Origin of the sequence: Neorhizobium huautlense, from assembly GCF_002968575.1 — a bacterium.
Classification (GTDB): Bacteria; Pseudomonadota; Alphaproteobacteria; order Rhizobiales; family Rhizobiaceae; genus Neorhizobium; species Neorhizobium huautlense.
Genome location: NZ_PVBM01000028.1, coordinates 25,619 through 43,160 on the forward strand (window position 1 = coordinate 25,619; position 17,542 = coordinate 43,160).

The 17,542-nt window shown below is 61.2% G+C and carries 20 protein-coding genes; 12 read left to right on the forward strand and 8 right to left on the reverse strand.

Annotated features, from left to right (window positions below; translation table 11 throughout):
• The first annotated feature begins 84 nt into the window (after window positions 1-84).
• Genes ccmA through C5L12_RS23385 form a run of 5 tightly spaced genes read left to right on the forward strand, consistent with a single transcriptional unit; the run spans window position 85 to window position 2,979 of the window.
• On the forward strand, window positions 85-729 hold the full coding sequence (ccmA, locus tag C5L12_RS23365; protein WP_105374451.1) for a heme ABC exporter ATP-binding protein CcmA: 645 nt from the start codon (window positions 85-87) through the stop codon (window positions 727-729).
• A complete protein-coding gene (gene ccmB, locus C5L12_RS23370) occupies window positions 726-1,385 on the forward strand; it encodes a heme exporter protein CcmB (RefSeq protein ID WP_105374492.1) in 660 nt (219 codons plus the stop codon). The genes ccmA and ccmB overlap by 4 nt, the downstream gene beginning before the upstream one ends.
• A gap of 43 nt (window positions 1,386-1,428) precedes the next feature.
• The gene (locus tag C5L12_RS23375) at window positions 1,429-2,187 is read left to right on the forward strand and encodes a heme ABC transporter permease (protein ID WP_105374452.1); all 759 of its coding nucleotides are present in this window, start codon (window positions 1,429-1,431) and stop codon (window positions 2,185-2,187) included.
• A gap of 7 nt (window positions 2,188-2,194) precedes the next feature.
• A complete protein-coding gene (ccmD, locus tag C5L12_RS23380) occupies window positions 2,195-2,380 on the forward strand; it encodes a heme exporter protein CcmD (protein ID WP_105374453.1) in 186 nt (61 codons plus the stop codon).
• Window positions 2,377-2,979: a DsbE family thiol:disulfide interchange protein gene (locus tag C5L12_RS23385; RefSeq protein ID WP_105374454.1), complete on the forward strand. Its 603-nt coding sequence runs from the start codon at window positions 2,377-2,379 to the stop codon at window positions 2,977-2,979. Before ccmD ends, C5L12_RS23385 begins: the two co-directional genes overlap by 4 nt.
• On the opposite strand, the gene C5L12_RS23390 is transcribed toward C5L12_RS23385, so the two are convergent.
• The 5 genes from C5L12_RS23390 to dapF are packed head-to-tail and all read right to left on the reverse strand — an operon-like array spanning window position 2,980 to window position 7,891.
• Window positions 2,980-3,570, reverse strand: a complete 591-nt coding sequence (locus tag C5L12_RS23390; RefSeq protein ID WP_105374455.1) for a DUF2585 domain-containing protein — start codon at window positions 3,568-3,570, stop codon at window positions 2,980-2,982. It abuts the gene before it with no gap.
• On the reverse strand, window positions 3,567-4,217 hold the full coding sequence (locus tag C5L12_RS23395) for a septation protein A (protein ID WP_105374493.1): 651 nt from the start codon (window positions 4,215-4,217) through the stop codon (window positions 3,567-3,569). The genes C5L12_RS23390 and C5L12_RS23395 overlap by 4 nt, the downstream gene beginning before the upstream one ends.
• 53 nt (window positions 4,218-4,270) lie before the next feature.
• A complete protein-coding gene (ftsY, locus tag C5L12_RS23400; RefSeq protein WP_105374456.1) occupies window positions 4,271-5,689 on the reverse strand; it encodes a signal recognition particle-docking protein FtsY in 1,419 nt (472 codons plus the stop codon).
• Window positions 5,690-5,705: 16 nt separating this feature from the next.
• Entirely contained in the window at window positions 5,706-6,992 is a 1,287-nt protein-coding gene (gene mtaB, locus C5L12_RS23405) for a tRNA (N(6)-L-threonylcarbamoyladenosine(37)-C(2))-methylthiotransferase MtaB (protein ID WP_105374457.1), read from the reverse strand.
• Window positions 6,989-7,891, reverse strand: coding sequence for a diaminopimelate epimerase (dapF, locus tag C5L12_RS23410; RefSeq protein WP_105374458.1), 903 nt, complete (start codon window positions 7,889-7,891; stop codon window positions 6,989-6,991). Before dapF ends, mtaB begins: the two co-directional genes overlap by 4 nt.
• A gap of 209 nt (window positions 7,892-8,100) precedes the next feature.
• On the opposite strand from dapF, the gene C5L12_RS23415 reads away from it, so the two are divergent.
• Window positions 8,101-10,053 carry an elongation factor G gene (locus tag C5L12_RS23415; protein WP_105374459.1) on the forward strand — a complete coding sequence of 651 codons (1,953 nt, stop codon included), beginning with the start codon at window positions 8,101-8,103 and terminating at the stop codon, window positions 10,051-10,053.
• 149 nt (window positions 10,054-10,202) lie between these two features.
• Window positions 10,203-10,907: a spermidine synthase gene (locus C5L12_RS23420; RefSeq protein ID WP_105374460.1), complete on the forward strand. Its 705-nt coding sequence runs from the start codon at window positions 10,203-10,205 to the stop codon at window positions 10,905-10,907.
• A 13-nt stretch (window positions 10,908-10,920) separates the two neighbouring features.
• Here C5L12_RS23420 and C5L12_RS23425 read toward each other — a convergent pair whose 3' ends face one another.
• A complete protein-coding gene (locus tag C5L12_RS23425; RefSeq protein ID WP_105374461.1) occupies window positions 10,921-11,508 on the reverse strand; it encodes a biliverdin-producing heme oxygenase in 588 nt (195 codons plus the stop codon).
• Between the two features lie 53 nt (window positions 11,509-11,561).
• Entirely contained in the window at window positions 11,562-12,644 is a 1,083-nt protein-coding gene (locus tag C5L12_RS23430) for an MBL fold metallo-hydrolase (protein ID WP_105374494.1), read from the reverse strand.
• Between the two features lie 302 nt (window positions 12,645-12,946).
• Between C5L12_RS23430 and ffh the strand changes: the two genes are divergently transcribed.
• From ffh to trmD, 5 genes are all read left to right on the forward strand, one after another.
• The gene (gene ffh / locus C5L12_RS23435) at window positions 12,947-14,503 is read left to right on the forward strand and encodes a signal recognition particle protein (RefSeq protein WP_105374495.1); all 1,557 of its coding nucleotides are present in this window, start codon (window positions 12,947-12,949) and stop codon (window positions 14,501-14,503) included.
• A gap of 14 nt (window positions 14,504-14,517) precedes the next feature.
• Window positions 14,518-14,835 carry a chorismate mutase gene (locus C5L12_RS23440; protein WP_105374462.1) on the forward strand — a complete coding sequence of 106 codons (318 nt, stop codon included), beginning with the start codon at window positions 14,518-14,520 and terminating at the stop codon, window positions 14,833-14,835.
• A 36-nt stretch (window positions 14,836-14,871) separates the two neighbouring features.
• The gene (rpsP, locus tag C5L12_RS23445; protein ID WP_105374463.1) at window positions 14,872-15,237 is read left to right on the forward strand and encodes a 30S ribosomal protein S16; all 366 of its coding nucleotides are present in this window, start codon (window positions 14,872-14,874) and stop codon (window positions 15,235-15,237) included.
• Between the two features lie 118 nt (window positions 15,238-15,355).
• The gene (gene rimM / locus C5L12_RS23450) at window positions 15,356-15,922 is read left to right on the forward strand and encodes a ribosome maturation factor RimM (protein ID WP_105374464.1); all 567 of its coding nucleotides are present in this window, start codon (window positions 15,356-15,358) and stop codon (window positions 15,920-15,922) included.
• Window positions 15,919-16,614: a tRNA (guanosine(37)-N1)-methyltransferase TrmD gene (gene trmD, locus C5L12_RS23455; protein WP_105374465.1), complete on the forward strand. Its 696-nt coding sequence runs from the start codon at window positions 15,919-15,921 to the stop codon at window positions 16,612-16,614. The genes rimM and trmD overlap by 4 nt, the downstream gene beginning before the upstream one ends.
• On the opposite strand, the gene C5L12_RS23460 is transcribed toward trmD, so the two are convergent.
• On the reverse strand, window positions 16,596-17,342 hold the full coding sequence (locus tag C5L12_RS23460; protein WP_105374466.1) for a sulfite exporter TauE/SafE family protein: 747 nt from the start codon (window positions 17,340-17,342) through the stop codon (window positions 16,596-16,598). The genes trmD and C5L12_RS23460 overlap by 19 nt on opposite strands.
• Window positions 17,343-17,542 lie beyond the last annotated feature (200 nt).

Below are 17,542 nucleotides of genomic sequence, written 5' to 3' on the forward strand. Positions count from 1 at the left end.
CTAAGAAGGGTTCCAGACTGCTAAAGTGGCAATCGCGCAAAATTTTTCAGTCGGGTGGTTAAAATCTTAACAAAGGCATCGAGTATGCGGCTGACGGCCGACGGTTTGGCCGCACGACGCGGTGAAGACCTGATTTTCAAAGACGTCTCTTTTGCTCTGGAAACGGGCGAAAGCCTCGTGCTCACCGGCCGCAATGGTTCGGGAAAATCGACCCTGCTGCGCGTCGTGGCCGGATTGCTTCGTCCGGAGAGCGGACGGGTGGAGTGGCATTCCGAATCAGCCGAATCGGGAATGCGCGCCGCGGAAGCCTGTCACTACCTCGGCCACCGCAACGCCATGAAGGCGGAACTCTCCGTCACCGAGAACCTCGCATTCTGGAAAGATTTCTTCGGCGACGTCAAAGGCGGTCATAGCCTGCCGGTACACGAAGCCGCCGAACTGGTGGGTCTCGGGAGCATCGTCCACCTGCCGTTCGGTTATCTGTCGGCCGGCCAGCAACGGCGCATGGCCTTCGCAAAGCTCCTCGTCGCCTATCGCCCCGTCTGGATTCTCGATGAACCGACGGCAGCGCTGGACGTAAATGCGGAGGGAGTATTCACGACATTGATCAAGGCGCATCTCGCCAAAGGTGGCATTCTGCTCGCCGCCACTCACCAGCCGCTCGGGCTGGATAATGGGAAGGAATTACGGATGACGGGGTTTTCCGGCATCATGGGAGAGAGATGGTGACCGCCCTCCTCTTTCGCGATCTCAAGCTTTCAGTCCGCGCCGGCGGCGGAGCAATGATCGGCGTCTTGTTCTTCATGACTGTTGTCGCCGTCATCCCCTTTGGCGTCGGGCCGGACCTGAACCTTCTCTCGCGCATCGGCCCGGCGATCGTCTGGATCGGCGCACTGCTCTCGGCCCTTCTCGGCCTGGACCGTCTTTTCCAGACCGACCGCGAGGACGGCTCGCTTGACCTTCTCCTGATGCAGGAACATCCGCTCGTCCTGACGGTCCTCATCAAATGTCTGGCGCATTGGCTGGGCAACGGCCTGCCGCTGGTGATCGCCTCGCCGTTGCTTGGGCTCTTCATGAACATGAACGAGACGGCGATCGGCGCAACCATGCTGACGCTCCTTATCGGCACGCCGGCGCTGACTTTCATCGGTGCGGTCGGCGCCGCAGTTGCCGTCGCTCTTCCCCGTGGGGGATTGCTGGTTTCGATCCTTGTCCTTCCTCTGGCGATCCCAGTACTGATCTTCGGTGTCAGCGCCTCCTACGCCGCCGTCGAGGATCCCGCCCCCTTTATGCCGCCTTTTCTTATATTGGTGGCGATCACGATGTTTTTTGCGGTACTAGGACCGCTGGGTGCGGCGCTGGCTTTGAGAAACGCCAACGATTGACTAGAATCAATATGCCGCCCGCGACTTAGATTAGAAAGCGCTCATGACCCAAAGCCTCGCGATCACCAAACTGAGCGATCTTGCCAACCCGACGCGCTTCCTGGCGCTGGCCGCGCGCGTCCTGCCCTGGATGGGAACCGTCACCGCCGTTCTGTTTGCTATCGGCCTGTATCTGAGCTTCGCAACCGAAGGCGACTATCAGCAGGGGCAGACGGTGCGCATCATGTATGTGCATGTCCCAGCCGCCTGGCTATCGATGATGTGTTACTCGGTGATGGCGCTCTCGGCGATCGGGACTCTGGTTTGGCGACATCCGCTTGCCGATGTCAGCCACCGGGCCGCCGCGCCGCTAGGCGCTGCCTTCACGCTGATTGCGCTTGCGACAGGCTCGCTCTGGGGCAGGCCGATGTGGGGCACCTGGTGGGTCTGGGACGCGCGGCTGACCTCCGTCTTCGTGCTTTTTTTGATGTATCTCGGCCTTATTGCGCTCAACCGCGCGATGGACGATCCGTCCAAGGCGGCGCGCGTTTCCGCCGTCCTCATCCTTGTCGGTTTCGTCAATATTCCGATCATCAAATTCTCGGTCGACTGGTGGAATACGCTGCACCAGCCGGCGAGCGTCATCCGCCTGGACGGACCCACCATCGACGGGGAATTCCTTTGGCCGCTGCTTGTGATGGCCATCGCCTTCACACTGCTGTTCTTCACACTGCATATCGCGGCAATGCGTAACGAGATCTGGCGGCGCCGCGTCGCCGCCCAACGACGGCTTGCCGCCCGCGCGGCCGGACGGGAGGCATGACAGGGTGATGACGCATACATTCTACATCGCCCTGTCCTATGCCCTGACGGCCCTGGTGGCCCTCTGTCTGATCGCCTGGGTTTGGCTTGACGGCCGCGCCCGGCGGGGCGAGCTGGCGGAACTGGAAGCCTCCGGCATCCGTCGTCGCTCTTCACAGCCCAGGGATGATGCGGACCAGAGTGACAAACCATGAGCACCGAGACCGAAAACCGGCCGGCACAGCGCAAGGGTCTGGCACGTTACGCACTCGCTCTTCTTCCGCTTGTAGTTTTCCTGGGATTTGCGGCCGTCGCCGGCAAGATGCTCTATGATCAGGACGTCAACGGTCGGGACATCTCCGCCATCCCTTCGGCGCTCATCGGAAAGAAGGCTCCGTCGCTTGCGCTGCCGCCGCTCGAAGGATCGAACACCGCAGCCCTCACCGATGCGGCGATTGCCGGCAAACTGACGTTGGTGAACGTCTTCGCCTCCTGGTGCGTACCCTGCCGACAGGAGCATCCCATTCTCAAGGAACTGGCGAAGGACGGACGGCTGACCGTGGTCGGCATCAACTACAAGGACCGCAACGACAATGCCCTGCGTTTCCTCGGTGAGCTCGGCAATCCCTATAAGGCGATCGGTGTCGACCCGAACGGCAAGGCGGCGATCGACTGGGGCGTCTACGGCATTCCAGAAAGCTATCTGGTCGGGCCGGACGGCACTATCCTCTACAAGAAGGTCGGCCCCTTCGACGAGCGAAGCATGTCCCAGGATCTCATGCCGGCGATCGAGAAGGCCGCCGCCGGCAGCTGATCAGGGCATCGCCGCCTGCCACTCCCGCACCGCGTCGATCGGCCAGACGAGCATCAGCACGTTGAGCGTCAGGTTGTCGCGGATGATATATCCGGTCGCAAGCTCGAAGAAGATGGCGATCACGACCGTCAGCCAGACCGGCAGGCGCTCAGCGGCGAAAAAGCCGAGCGCCATGAAGACGGTGTCCATTGCAGAATTCAGGATGCTGTCGCCGGTATAACCGAGCGCCATGGTCGCCGTCCGATAGCGGTCGATCACCATCGGCGTGTTTTCCAGCACTTCCCATGCGGCCTCGATCAGCACGGCAAGCGACAGCCGCGCGGTAAGCGGCGCGCGCCGGAAGAGAACCCAGCCGAGACCGTAAAAAAGGAATCCGTGGATGATGTGGGACGGAGTATACCAGTCCGAAAGATGCTGCGAGTTGCCGCTGGAATTAACGCCCCCTTCCCACAACTTCACATAACCGCATTCGCAGATCGGGATCCGGCCCATGGCATAGAGCACGGCGACCTGCAGCAGGAAGACTGCAAGCGCAGCATACAGCCAGCGCCTGGAGGACGAACCGGAATCGGAAAGATCGGCTGCCGTCACTCTTCGGTTTCCGCGACAGGTTCGGTAATGGTGTGTCGCATGATGAGCGGCATCTGGGCGAGCGTGAAGGCGATGGTGATGGGCATCGTGCCCCAGACCTTGAAATTAATCCAGACGGCATCGGAAAAATTGCGCCAGACCACCTCGTTCATGACCGCAAGCACCAGAAAGAACAGGCCCCATCGAAACGTGAGCTTCTTCCAACCCGTTTCATCGAGCTGGAAGGCTGCGTTGAATACATAACCGAGCAATGACTTGCCGAACATAAGACCGATGAGCAGCGTCACGCCGAAGAGCGAATTGACGATCGTCGGCTTCATCTTGATGAAGGTCTCGTCCTGCAGCCAGATCGACAGCGAACCGAAGACCAGCACCACAATGCCGGAAACGAAAGGCATGACCGGCAGGTGATGGAAGACGATCTTCGAAATTACCAACGACACGACGGTCGCTATCATGAACAGAGCCGTCGCGACGAGCAACGGGCCGCCGATCGCCGAAAGAGCCGGAAATTTCGACACCAGCCATTCGCCACGAAGGTTACCGAAAAAGAAGACGAGTAGCGGACCGATTTCGAGCGCCAGCTTCAGCATCGGATGCTGCTTTTCTTCCTTGGTCGGCGTGATGTCGCTTTCGATACTCTGCATGGATCCCAACTTCGCGGCTTTCGTTTGAGAAGCCAAATCGTCTTTCTGTGTCATCAATGCGTCAAACCGGCAATGGCCTGCGCAAAATCTCCCGCCTCAAAAGGCTCCAGATCGTCCACGCCTTCACCCACACCGATGAAATAAACCGGCAGCTTGTGCTTGGCGGCGATGGCCACAAGAATGCCGCCGCGCGCCGTACCGTCCAGTTTCGTCATGATCAGGCCGCTGACGCCAGCGACGTTGCGGAAGATCTCGACCTGCTGCAGGGCATTCTGCCCGGTCGTGGCGTCGAGGGTCTGAAGTACCGTATGCGGCGCATCGGGGTCGAGCTTGCCGAGCACGCGGACGATCTTTTCGAGCTCCGCCATCAACTCCGTGCGGTTCTGCAGCCGGCCGGCCGTATCGATGATCAGCACGTCGCTTTTCTTCGCACGTGCCTGCTCGTAGGCGTCATAGGCAAGGCCGGCGGCGTCCGCGCCGAGTTTCGTGCCGATGAATTCCGACCCCGTCCGGTCTGCCCAGATTTTCAGCTGCTCGATGGCCGCTGCACGAAAGGTATCGCCGGCGGCGAGCATGACCTTGAGCCCCGAGCCGGAGAGTTTTGCCGCTAGCTTGCCGATCGTCGTGGTCTTGCCGGTTCCGTTGACGCCGACAACGAGGACGACATGCGGCTTATGGTTGAGGTCGAGCTGCAACGGCTTGGCAACCGGCGACAACACCTTGGTGATCTCGGCCGCCATGATACGGGACACATCTTCGCCAGTGACATCCTTGCCGTAGCGTTCGGACGAAAGCGCGCCGGTAATACGCATCGCCGTCTCCACGCCGAGGTCTGCCTGGATCAGCAGATCCTCCAGCTCCTCCAACGTATCTTCATCAAGCTTGCGCTTCGTGAAGAGCGCCGTGATCTGGCCTGTGAGCTGCGAGGAAGTACGGGCAAGGCCAGCGCGCAGTCGCTGGAACCAGGTAAGTTTTGGCGCGGGGGCGACTGGAGCGGGCCGGAGTTCGTGGCGAGCAGTGGAGAAGCCTTTGGGGAGGATGGGTTCGGCGGGAACCTCTTCCGATGCAATATCCCCCACAGGAGGGGAGATGTCCGGCAGGACAGAGGAAGGTGTTTCCGCGGATGCGACACCCTCTTCTTCCTCAGCTTCGGCTTCCGCCTGCAGCAAAGACAACGGTACCATGCCGATATCAGGTGCCGCTTCGACGCCCGGAAGAATGGCAGCTGTTTCATCATCGGCTTCGGGCTCGGTGATATTCTCGCTCGCCCGGTCCGCAGACGGACCGCCCGCGGTTTCGATCTCCGTTGGCGCGACCGGATCGACGGGCGAAACCGGCAGGTCTTCATGCCGCGACTTTGGCTCGAGTTCTGCCTCGACCGAACGCAGATCCTCCGCACGTTCCGCTTCAGGTGCCTGCTCTTCGCCTGGTTTGCCGAAGGTGAAGACGCGTTTGATGAAGCTTAATGCCATAGAGATCCGTCTTCCGTTATGCCGCCCGAGATGAGGCAGGGGCCGGCGCGACCTGCATTTCGAGGTGCTTGCCGTTGTGCCCGGTAATGATAACGCGCTTGAGGTCGCGGGGAAAAAGGCCGGGCGCTGCCACCAGAGAAAAGTTTTCCGTATGCGCCTTGCCGTTGTTCTCGACGATGATGACTTGCTCCGTCCCGATCATACGGTCGAGATGAGCGCGGTGCAGCGCCTCCCCGCGTCCACGCAGACGCGCCGCACGATCCTTGATCAGCCCGCGGTCGAGTTGCGGCATCCGGGCCGCCGGCGTTCCGGGCCGTGGACTGTAGGGGAAGACATGCAGGAAGGAGATGCCCGCCTCCTCGGCCAGCCTCGCGGCGTTCTCGAACATTTCTTCCGTCTCAGTCGGGAAGCCCGCGATCATGTCTGCACCAAACGCGATCTCAGGTCTCAAGCGCCGCGCCTGCTCGACGAAGGCCAGAGCCTCGGCGCGCGAATGGCGGCGCTTCATCCGCTTGAGGATCAGATCATCGCCGTGCTGCAGCGACAGATGCAGGTGCGGCATGAAGCGCGGTTCGTCGGCGATCAGATCCCAGAGATGCTTGTCCGCCTCGATGCTGTCGATGGAGGACAGCCGAAGACGAAGGATCTCCGGCACCTGGCGCAACAGCGTTTTCGCAAGATATCCGAGCGACGGCTGGCCTGGCAGGTCGGTGCCATAACTTGTGGCATCGACGCCGGTGAGCACGATCTCGCAGTAGCCGCTTTCAGTGAGTTTGCGGGCCTGTTCGACGACGGCGCCCATCGGCACCGAGCGGGAATTGCCGCGGCCATAGGGGATGATGCAGAAGGTGCAGCGGTGGTCGCAGCCGTTCTGTACCTGAATGAAGGCGCGCACATGCCCGTCGATGTGCTTTACCATCTGCGGTGCGGTCGCATGGATGCTCATGATGTCGTTGACGCGCAGCTTCTCTTCTGCCGAGACGCCGAAGTCCGGCAGGCTGCGATAGGAAGCGCTCTTCAGCTTCTCTTCGTTGCCGAGCACCGCGTCCACTTCCGTCATGTCGGCGAAGGCCTGCTTTTCCGTCTGCGCGGCACAGCCCGTAACGATAATTCGGGCATGCGGATTCTCCCGCCGCGCACGGCGGATCGCCTGGCGGGCCTGGCGGACAGCTTCGCCGGTGACGGCGCAGGTGTTGACAAGGATCGCATTGTTGAGCCCGGCCTTTTCGGCCTCGGCCCGCATCACTTCCGATTCATAGGTGTTGAGCCGACAACCGAAGGTGATGACCTCGACGCCGCTCATTTTGCCAGGGCTCCTGGTTCTTCGTCCCGCGTGAAGAAGCCCGTCGCCGGGTCCACCTTGCCCGACCATTCCCATTCGGCCGGGCCGGTCATGACGACATGATCGTCCTCGCGCCATTCGATGATGAGCGGCTGGCGGATTGGGCTGGAAGCAACGTCGATCGTCACCGTTCGGCCAGTGCGGCCCGTGCGAGCGGCGGAAACAGCAGATGCGCAGGCGGCCGAGCCACAGGCGAGCGTCAGCCCTGCGCCGCGTTCCCACGTGCGGGTCCGCAGCGAGGAATTCGACGTGACCTGGGCTAGCGTAATATTGGCCTTTTCGGGAAACATCGGATGGTTTTCCAGAAGCGGCCCGAAACGCTCCAGGTCGAATTCCATCGGATCGCGATCCACCCAGAAGATAGCGTGTGGATTGCCCATCGACATGGCCGAAGGCGAATGCAGCACCGGCGCGTCGATCGGCCCGATCTGCAGCTCGATGCGGCTCGTATCGAAGAACTCTTCGGCGAGCGGGATCCTGTTCCACTCAAAAACGGGGCGACCCATGTCGACGGAAACCGTCCCGTCCTCGTGTTCGACTGCGTTCAGAATGCCGGCGACCGTCTGGAAGGTGAAGGCCTTGCGACCGGTCTCGGCGGCCAGTGCCTGCACAACGCAACGGGTGCCATTGCCGCAGGCCTGCGCCTTAGAGCCGTCGGAATTGAGAATGTCGATCCAGGCGTCGGTGCCCTGGGCCTTCGGATCGTGGATCGCCATGATCTGGTCGAACTGGGTCGCCGGATCGGCATTGAGCGCGATCGCAGCCTCGGGCGTAACCTTGTCGGTGCGGTCGCGCATGTCGACAACCAGGATCTTGTTGCCAAGCCCGTTCATCCTCGCGAATTCGACCATTGCACTCATTGGATCAGTTCCATCTCTGTTCGGGCTGTATATGGCGGAAACGCGTTAGAAATACCAGTGGGAACCAAAAGCGCCAACCATCGACCGATCGACTATGGACCTCGCCACTGCCCTTCATATTTAAGAATGAATGCAACCATCTAGAACGCTATCCCGGTTGAAGGCATTCTTGGTGTTCTGGTGCATGCTTTGGCAATGGAGGATCGCCGATGCGCTGCTTTACGGTATTGGGACCATCGCAGACGGGCAAATCCACGCTCGTCGCCAAACTCGCCTCACTGGAAGGCTCCCCCCGAAAGTACAGCTCGCCTTACCATCTAAGCCTTGCAGAATTTGAATTCATCAACGAACCATGGTGCGCGATCGATACGCCCGGTGCCAACGAGGCGCTCGCGATTGCGCAGGATTCCCTGCTCGTGAGCGACGCCTGCATTCTTTGCGTTTCGCCCTCTCCCGACGATGCGGTACTGGCCGCACCTTATCTTCGCGCCATCGAGGCTTCGGCCACGCCTTGTATCCTCTTCGTCAACCGAATGGACGAACCCCGCGGGCGTCTGCGTGACGTGATTGCGGCGCTCCAGGCTTATTCGAACCATCCACTCGTTCTACGGCAAGTGCCTATACGCGAAGGTGAGAAGGTCATCGGCAGCTGCGACCTGATCTCGGAACGGGCCTGGCGCTATCGCGAGGGCCAACCGTCCTCGCTGGTCGAGCTGCCGCAAAACATCCTTGAACGGGAACACGAAGCGCGAGCCGAGATGCTGGAACAGTTTTCGGAATTCGACGATTGGTTGCTCGAAGAATTGGTCGAGGATCGCGAGCCTGCCAGCGATACCCTGTTCAGCATCGCTTCCCGTATCCTGAAGGAAAACCGGGTGATCCCGGTCATGTTCGGTGCAGCCTCTCATGCGAACGGCGTCATGCGATTGATGAAGGCGCTGCGGCACGAAGCACCCCCGGTCGCCGCCCTCCAGGCCCGGCTGGCCGCAGCAGCGGGACTGGAGAAGGAAAGCCTCTCTGCCGTTAGCTTTCATGCATTTCATCGTGCCAATGTCGGGAAGACAGTTGTCGTCCGGTCGCTGGTCGATGGTCTGAAGCAAGGCTCGCCCTTAAACGGTGCCGGTCTGGGACCCATTCAGGAAAACGGCAACGGCAAGGTGGTCGGCGCCGCCAGCAAGGCAGGCTCCATCTTCGCGGCAGTCAAATCCGACCATATTCCCATTCCGGCGCTGCTGACATCAGGACAAGCCGCCGCACCACCCGACTGGGCGACGCCACCGACACCGATGCTGGAGCGTATCCTGGTTCCCGTCAACGAGCGCGATGAAACGAAGCTTTCGGCAACGCTGGCGAAGCTTGCCGAGACGGATCGCGGGCTCAAGGTCATGCAGGAAGAGGGTACCGGCGCAATGCTGGTCTGCGTGCAAGGGCCTGTGCATCTGCGCGAGCTGCGCAACACTCTCTCGGAAGTGTTTCGCGTGGAAGTGACCGACCAGGTCCCGAACCCGATCTACCGCGAAACAATATCCAAGCCTTCGACCGTGCATTATCGCCACCGCAAACAGACCGGCGGAGCCGGTCAGTTCGCCGATGTCCATCTAGATGTAAAGCCGAACGAACGGGGAGAGGGATTCACCTTCGCCGAAACCGTCAAAGGCGGCACAGTACCGCGAAACTATATACCGGCGGTGGAAGCGGGTGCGCGCGAGGCGATGGAAAAGGGACCTTTGGGCTTTCAGGTCATAGACGTCGGCGTGACCTTGACCGACGGACAATATCACTCCGTGGACAGTTCCGACTTCGCATTCCGGGCGGCCGCAAAAATGGGCACCCGCCAGGCCCTGTCCCAGGCGTCGGCCGTGCTGATGCAGCCGGTGTCGCGCGTCGAGATCCACATCCCCTCGATCTTTTCGGGAGGCATAGTAACCCTCGTTTCATCCCTGAAGGGGCAGGTTCTCGGTTTCGACCGCGACGAAAACGCCAAAGGCTGGGATGTTTTTCGCGCCCTCATGCCGGGCGGGGCGCTGGAAGAACTGACACGGTCGCTGCGTTCGGCCACCCAGGGCATCGGCTACTATTCCAAGACCTTCGATCACTTCGAGGAGCTTTATGGCAGGGAGGCGGACGCCATCATCAACGCCCACGGCTCCGGCGCGCATTGATGACGTGGCGCCCGGCTCCTGCACCTTCGGATGGTGAATGTCGGTGCTGCTGCATATTTCATCCCATGCCGAATGCTCCCTTGGTTCTCGGCGATGGCGCAGCCTCGCCCCCCATGATAGGGGAGCCGTCACAAACAGGGCTTTGATCGATGTTACCTTGGATTCAGCTGGATCGCGCAGAGATACCGGGCAATGGCGGCGAACTGCGGCTCAAGCAGCGTGGCCAGGAATTCTCGATCATGCTGGGCTCCAACGAGTTGATGAACAGCCGGCTGAGCGGATCCGAAGAAGCGCTCGCTACTCTGGCCCATCAGAAAATCGCAGGCCGCCCACGTCCGGCCATCCTCATTGGTGGACTCGGCATGGGTTTCACCTTGCGGGCCGCGTTGTCGGTATTGCCTCCCGACGCCTCTGTGACTGTTGCCGAACTTGTGCCTGCGGTCATCGGCTGGGCACGTGGAGCGATGGCCGGCGTTTTCCAAGGCTGTCTCGACGATCCGCGCACGCTTGTGCATCAGGGGGACGTGGGCGACGTCATTCGCGGCGCGCAGGGCAGGTTCGACGCCATCCTCCTGGATGTCGACAATGGTCCCGATGGCTTGACCAGGGCATCGAACGACCGCCTCTATGACGCTTACGGCCTGCGGGCGGCACGCGACGCTTTGCGGCCAGGCGGTGTTCTGGCGGTATGGTCATCCGGGCCGGACGAGGGCTTTACCCGACGCCTGAAACAGAGCGGCTTTTCGACCGAGGTCGTCAATATCCGTGCCAATGGCAAACGCGGCGGCGCCCGGCATGTCATCTGGATCGCGGCCACCGATCCCGCAAAACCCGGAGCTCGATGGGATCACTGATCTGAAGCAGGCGTCAGGCGAAAGTCTCTTCCACCAGCGCATGGACGCGCCGAAACGCCGCTCTGGCACCTTCAGCCGCGTCAGCCTCATCGGCCTCGGAGAGGGTGAGGCCGTTAAAGGCGGCGACAAAGGTTCGCCAGTGCAGGCCGCGTCCGTCGGGATGCCCAGCGAGATGGCGCGCGCCGAATTTTTCCGACAGGCCGAGCTTTTCGGCTTCCTTCAGAAGGAAAGCGGCTCCGAGGTTCGAACCTTCCGCCACATAGAGCCAGCCAAGCGCCGCCGGTACGCCGAGCGGTCCGGTCCGAGGGGTCAGAACCGGCGGGGCGCTGCCGGCGAGATCGGTTATGTCCCGCCGCAGGGCATCGAGCCGGCAACGGCTGGCAAGATCAGGCAGCAACGAGCCAAGCTCCGGAGAGTGATAAAGCGGCGATACATCCGCATGAAAACAATGCTGTACCTCCAGAAACAATCCGTAGCGCTCGCGGCTGGCGAACGGCTCCGCGGCCATGATGCGCTGGTCGAGCCCATGATGGGTGGCATCGGTGAGCGCCTTGAGGCGCTGGATGCGGGTCTGCTGTTCAATCGACGTCTGAATGTTCATGAGCAGACCCTATCGGCGTTTTCGAAGATGCCGTCAAACCGTTCCTCGCGGCCTCAGGCGGAAACCGCAGGAACTTCGAACACCTCGCCCGGCCGGAGAGGCCGAAAACGCTCGCGGGAAATGCGTTGCGCATCAAGCGCGGCGTAAAGCGCGGCGACCGGCTCCTCTATGCCCTCATTGGTGAGCTGGAACGTGCCCCAATGATGGCCGGCAACCGAGGCTGCACCACAAAAAAGCATGCCCTCCACCGCCTCTTCCGGATTTTGGTGCTGCGCTTTCATGAACCAGCGCGGCTCGTAGGCCCCGAAAGGCAGGTTGGCCAGTCGGAATCCGCCATGTTTTTCCTTGGCGGCCCGATAATTGATGCCCTGGTGAAAGCCGGTGTCGCCGATGTGATAAATCTTGCCTGCCGGCGTTTCGATCACGAAGGCGGCCCAGAGCGCCATTCGCCGATCTCCCATGCCTCGCGCCGACCAGTGATGACAGGGCTCGCAGTGAAATGTGACGTCAGGCGTGATGTTTTCACGCCCATCCCAATCCATGACAGTGATCGTCGCATCCGGCACATGCGACCGGATGATCGCATCATTGCCGAGCGGGGTGATGAACTGCGGCTTGTCGCGTCCCTGCAGCACCCAAAGCGTTTCCAGGTCCAGATGGTCGTAATGATTATGCGTGACGAGCACCACATCGATCGGCGGCAGGCCGCCGATGCGGATGCCGGGCGGATTGACCCGCTTCGGGCCGGCAAAGGAGACGGGGCTGGCGCGATCGCTCCAGACGGGATCGGTCAGGATGTTCAGCCCGGCGACCTGGATGAGCAGCGACGCATGGCCGACCATGGTGACCACCAGCCTTTCGCCCGATATCTTCGTTTCCGGCATGGCTTGCGGAAGCGGGCTTGCAAACGCAGCCGGCCAATCGACCCTGCCGCCACCGAGCTGCCAGCGAAGGAGATTGAGCAATCCTTCGGGGTCCTCCCCGTTCGGATTGAAGAAATGCGTTCCGTCAAAATGATCGGAGATCGGGCCTGAATAATACTTGTTCGCAGCCATGGCTCCCCTTGCCGCAAAGCCGCCCGCAAGCGCTGCGATCGCTCCGATACCGGACCATTTGAGAAATTTTCGACGGTTCATGCCAAAGCTATAGGATTGGCAATAGCCGGCTTCAAGCGGCGAGTAACAGGTCGCGGAAATGTTACAGCGCCTGTGTAGCTTGACTTTCGCCGCCTTTTCCTGTTTAAACCGGCGATCTGCTGACAAGTCGAGAACTTGGAGCCGCCGACCGGGGCCGATTTTACCGAGCCCGGAGGTCAACATCCGACAGCGCGTTGCGCCCTCGGGTGCTTTTTGGCTTTGCGCCTCCTTTGGCGCCTTGTTTTTGTCGCGGAGAAACCCGACGTTCCGGGCACCCCCGAAACGTGGAAAAGGAAGAAACGATGTTCGAAAGCCTCCAGGACCGTCTTGGCTCCATCTTGAGTGGACTGACCGGCCGTGGCGCATTGAGCGAAGCGGACGTCTCCGCCGCCTTGCGCGAGGTTCGGCGTGCGCTTCTCGAAGCGGACGTGGCGCTGGAAGTCGTCCGCTCCTTTACCGACAAGGTGCGGGAAAAGGCCGTCGGCGCCGAAGTTCTGAAATCGATCAAGCCCGGTCAGATGGTCGTCAAGATCGTCCATGACGAGCTTGTTGAAATGCTCGGTTCGGAAGGTGTGGGCATTGACCTGCATGCGGTAGCTCCCGTCGTCATCATGATGGTCGGTCTCCAGGGCTCGGGCAAGACCACCACGACCGGCAAGATCGCCAAGCGGCTGACCGATCGCGAAAAGAAGAAAGTGCTGATGGCGTCGCTCGACACGCGCCGCCCGGCAGCCCAGGAACAGCTTCGTCAGCTCGGTACGCAGACGGGCGTCGACACGCTGCCGATCATTGCTGGCCAGTCGCCGACCGATATTGCAGCACGCGCCGTGCAGGCAGCCAAACTCGGCGGTCATGACGTCGTCATCCTCGACACCGCCGGCCGCACCCATATCGATGAGCCGCTGATGCAGGAGATGGCGGAGATCAAGCGGAAGTCCAATCCGCACGAGATCCTGCTCGTCGCCGATAGCCTCACCGGTCAGGACGCCGTCAATCTCGCCCGCAATTTCGACGAACGCGTCGGCATCACAGGCCTCGTTCTGACCCGCATGGACGGCGACGGCCGCGGCGGGGCGGCGCTTTCGATGCGTGCCGTGACCGGCAAGCCGATCAAGCTCATCGGTACCGGCGAAAAGATGACGGAGATGGAGGAATTCCATCCTCGCCGCATCGCCGACCGCATCCTCGGCATGGGCGACATCGTCTCGCTGGTCGAGAAGGCTGCAGAAAACATCGATGCGGAAAAAGCCGCGGCGATGGCAAAGAAGATGCAGTCGGGCAAGTTCGATCTGAACGACCTCGCCGAACAGCTGATGCAGATGAAATCGCTCGGCGGCATGGGCGGCATCATGGGCATGATGCCGGGCATGGCCGGCATGAAGGATAAGCTCGCCGCCTCAGGCATGAACGACAAGATGTTCGATCGCCAGATCGCCATCATACAGTCGATGACCAAGGCCGAGCGCGCCAACCCTGATATGCTGAAGCACAGCCGCAAGAAGCGCATCGCCGCCGGCTCCGGCACGGATGCGGCCGAGATCAACAAGCTGCTGAAAATGCATCGCCAGATGGCCGACATGATGAAAATGATGGGCGGCAAGGGCAAGGGCGGCATGATGAAGCAGATGATGGGCGGCCTTGCCTCCAAGATGGGGCTTGGCGGCGGAATGGGTGGAATGGGCGGCATGCCTGATCTGTCCAGGCTCGATCCGAAGCAACTTGAAGCACTGCAGAAGCAGGCGCAGGCCGCAGGTATCAAGCCCGGCTCGATGCCGGGTCTTCCAGGCGGCGGAATGGGCGGATTGCCCGGCCTCGGCGGCGGTTTTCCGGGTCTTCCCGGCTTGCCGAAAAAGAAGTGACAGGGAGGAAGTTCGTGGTTGACCCCGAAGTCAAAGCCAGGCTTTCGAGCTACCGCCAGTCGATCGACAACATCGACGCGGCGCTGGTGCACATGCTGGCGGAGCGTTTCCGCTGCACCAAGGAAGTGGGCCTCCTAAAGGCCCAATACGATCTGCCGCCGGCTGACCCGGCGCGCGAGGAATTTCAGATCGAACGCCTCCGCCGGCTGGCGAAGGAAGCCCATCTGGACCCGGATTTCGCCGAGAAGTTCCTGAACTTCGTCATCAAGGAAGTCATCCGGCATCATGAAGCCATCGCCGCCGAACATGGCGGCACCAAACAATCCGCCTGACACCGGCGGACAACGGAAAGACTAAGGAGTAAGAAAATGTCCCTGAAGATTCGTCTCGCCCGCGGCGGCTCCAAGAAGCGCCCGTACTACCACATCGTCCTTGCTGATGCTCGCTCGCCCCGCGATGGCCGTTTCCTCGAAAAGCTCGGCGCATGGAACCCGATGCTCGCCAAGGACGACGCAAAGCGCGTCGAACTGAACGCCGAACGCATCCAGGAATGGATCGCAAAGGGCGCACAGCCGACCGACCGCGTCCTGCGCTTCCTCGCCGAAGCCGGCATTGCAAAGCGCGACACCCGCAGCAATCCGGAAAAGGCAAAGCCTGGCAAGAAGGCCCAGGAACGCGCCGCCGAGCGTGCCCAGAAGGCCGCCGACGCAGCCGCTGCTTCTGCCGAAGCATAAGCTTTTCAAGGCCATTTTTACGTGGAAAGGGCAGTGCGGCAACGCGCTGCCCTTTTGCTGTTTGCTTTTGGCTTCCCAGAGATTAAATGAAGCGCAAATGGAACCGGAACGACCCCGAATGACCAAGCTCGAAAACCCCGTTCTGATGGCGACGATAGGCGCTGCCCAAGGTCTGAGGGGAGAGGTCCGCGTGCGCTCCTACACGGCCGATCCGACAGCACTGGGCGACTATGGCAAGCTGCATAGCACCGACGGTCGGGCCTTCGAGATTCTTGAGGTTCGCGAAGCAAAGAACGTCGTAATCGTGCGGTTTCGCGGCGTCAACGACCGTACCTCCGCCGAAAGCCTGAACGGCCTCGAGCTCTTTATCGAGCGCGACAATCTTCCCGACGAGGAGCTGGAGGAAGACGAGTTCTACTATGCCGATCTCGAAGGCCTCGAAGCGGTCGACCAGCACGGCAAGAGCTATGGTACGGTGAGCGGCGTATACGACTTCGGCGCTGGCGATCTCCTGGAGCTGAAAGGGCCCGGCCTCCGCCCGGCCCTAATCCCGTTCTCCGAAGCCGCGGTGCTGGAGATCGATCTTGAAAGCGGCAAGATCCTTATCGACCCGGAGGCGGCGGGCCTCATCGAAAATCCCGACGAAGGCTCAGCGCCAGGGCTTCCCCGCAAGGGCAAGAAATGACCTTCCGTGCCACAATCCTGACGCTCTACCCGGAGATGTTTCCCGGACATCTCGGCTTTTCCCTAGCCGGAAAGGCCCTGGAGCGCAGCCAGTGGTCGATCGAAACCGTCCAGATTCGGGATTTCGCGGAAGATCGGCACCGGACGGTGGACGACACCCCGGCCGGAGGCGGTGCGGGAATGGTCCTGAAACCGGATATTCTCGCCAAAGCGATCGACCATGTTTCGGGAGGCGACAACCGCCCTCGCCTGCTGATGAGCCCGCGCGGAAAACCGCTGACGCAGCAAAGAGTTCGAGAACTCGCTTCCGGAGACGGCGTGGTGATCGTCTGCGGCCGGTTCGAAGGCGTCGACCAGCGGGTGATCGATGCGCGCAATCTCGAAGAGGTTTCGATCGGCGACTATATTCTTTCCGGCGGAGAACCCGCGGCGCTGACGCTGCTCGATGCGGTGATCCGTATCCTTCCCGGCGTTATGGGAAATGCGCTTTCCGGCACCCATGAGAGTTTCGAGGACGGGCTGCTGGAGCATCCGCAGTATACGCGGCCGCAGGTCTTCGAAGGACGCGAGATCCCCCCGGTGCTGATCTCCGGAAACCACGCCGCGATCGAGAAATGGCGGCTGGAGGAAGCGCGGAAGCTGACCGCTGAACGCCGCCCCGATCTTCTTTTCGATCAGCCGGTCGCGAAATAATAGACCGTCAGCCCGACCCCGACGGCTACCACGCACCAGCGCAAGACGGCTTGTGAGATACGCCGCGCCATCCAGACCCCGGCATAACCGCCCAGCGCGCCGGCGGGGATCATCACGAGCGCTTCGGGCCAGGCTATGACCCCGCCGCCGACGAAGACCACGATGGCGACGGCGGCGATCAATACCGCCAGCATATTCTTCAGCGCGTTGAGATGATGATAGCTGCCGCCGGTCGTGATGCCGAGGACAGCCAGCATCATGATGCCCATGCCGGCGCCGAAGAAACCGCCATAGATCGACGTCAGGAACTGGCCGATGATGCAGGCTGGCGAGTTGGCCGACCGTTCCGCCGATGCCTTCGGCTTCAGCCACGGACCGGCGGCAAAGACGGCCGTCGCGGCCGCGAGCAGCCAGGGCACAATCTCACGGAAAGATGGATTATCGAGCGACAGGAGCAGGAAGGAGCCGGCAAATGCGCCGACGACGGATATGATGGCGAGTATCAGGGCGCTGCGCCAGCGGTGAGATATCTCGTCCCAATAGGCGATGGTCGAGGTAATATAGCCTGGGAATTGAACGATCGAGGAGGTCGCATTGGCGGAAATCGGCGGCACCCCGGCAAGCGTCATGGCCCCGAAGGTCAGGAACGTACCGCCGCCGGCGATCGCATTCACCGCGCCTGACAGAAAACCCGCCGCAGCGAGCAGTATGATCATTGTGATTGTCATTGATGTTTCCTCATCCCGTAGCCCCACATAACGGCAGAGGTGCCGGGCGGCAAGCAGGCGGCATTTCCGTCACAAAATCGCAATCAACGGGATGACAAACGGGACTCTTTCGTGTATTGGCGCAGCCGGAAATGGGAAAACTCCCGTCGACCAGCAACAAAGAATGGCGAACCCGCTCTGCCTAATAGCAAATTCCGAGG

Coding starts and splice junctions, on each gene's coding strand:
- ccmA (WP_105374451.1), top strand. CDS start 85: ATGCGGCTGACGGCCGACGGTTTGGCCGCACGACGCGGTGAAGACCTG.
- C5L12_RS23375 (WP_105374452.1), top strand. CDS start 1,429: ATGACCCAAAGCCTCGCGATCACCAAACTGAGCGATCTTGCCAACCCG.
- ccmD (WP_105374453.1), top strand. CDS start 2,195: ATGACGCATACATTCTACATCGCCCTGTCCTATGCCCTGACGGCCCTG.
- C5L12_RS23385 (WP_105374454.1), top strand. CDS start 2,377: ATGAGCACCGAGACCGAAAACCGGCCGGCACAGCGCAAGGGTCTGGCA.
- C5L12_RS23395 (WP_105374493.1), bottom strand. CDS start 4,217: ATGCAGAGTATCGAAAGCGACATCACGCCGACCAAGGAAGAAAAGCAG.
- ftsY (WP_105374456.1), bottom strand. CDS start 5,689: ATGGCATTAAGCTTCATCAAACGCGTCTTCACCTTCGGCAAACCAGGC.
- mtaB (WP_105374457.1), bottom strand. CDS start 6,992: ATGAGCGGCGTCGAGGTCATCACCTTCGGTTGTCGGCTCAACACCTAT.
- dapF (WP_105374458.1), bottom strand. CDS start 7,891: ATGAGTGCAATGGTCGAATTCGCGAGGATGAACGGGCTTGGCAACAAG.
- C5L12_RS23415 (WP_105374459.1), top strand. CDS start 8,101: ATGCGCTGCTTTACGGTATTGGGACCATCGCAGACGGGCAAATCCACG.
- C5L12_RS23420 (WP_105374460.1), top strand. CDS start 10,203: ATGTTACCTTGGATTCAGCTGGATCGCGCAGAGATACCGGGCAATGGC.
- C5L12_RS23425 (WP_105374461.1), bottom strand. CDS start 11,508: ATGAACATTCAGACGTCGATTGAACAGCAGACCCGCATCCAGCGCCTC.
- C5L12_RS23430 (WP_105374494.1), bottom strand. CDS start 12,644: ATGAACCGTCGAAAATTTCTCAAATGGTCCGGTATCGGAGCGATCGCA.
- ffh (WP_105374495.1), top strand. CDS start 12,947: ATGTTCGAAAGCCTCCAGGACCGTCTTGGCTCCATCTTGAGTGGACTG.
- rpsP (WP_105374463.1), top strand. CDS start 14,872: ATGTCCCTGAAGATTCGTCTCGCCCGCGGCGGCTCCAAGAAGCGCCCG.
- rimM (WP_105374464.1), top strand. CDS start 15,356: ATGACCAAGCTCGAAAACCCCGTTCTGATGGCGACGATAGGCGCTGCC.
- trmD (WP_105374465.1), top strand. CDS start 15,919: ATGACCTTCCGTGCCACAATCCTGACGCTCTACCCGGAGATGTTTCCC.
- C5L12_RS23460 (WP_105374466.1), bottom strand. CDS start 17,342: ATGACAATCACAATGATCATACTGCTCGCTGCGGCGGGTTTTCTGTCA.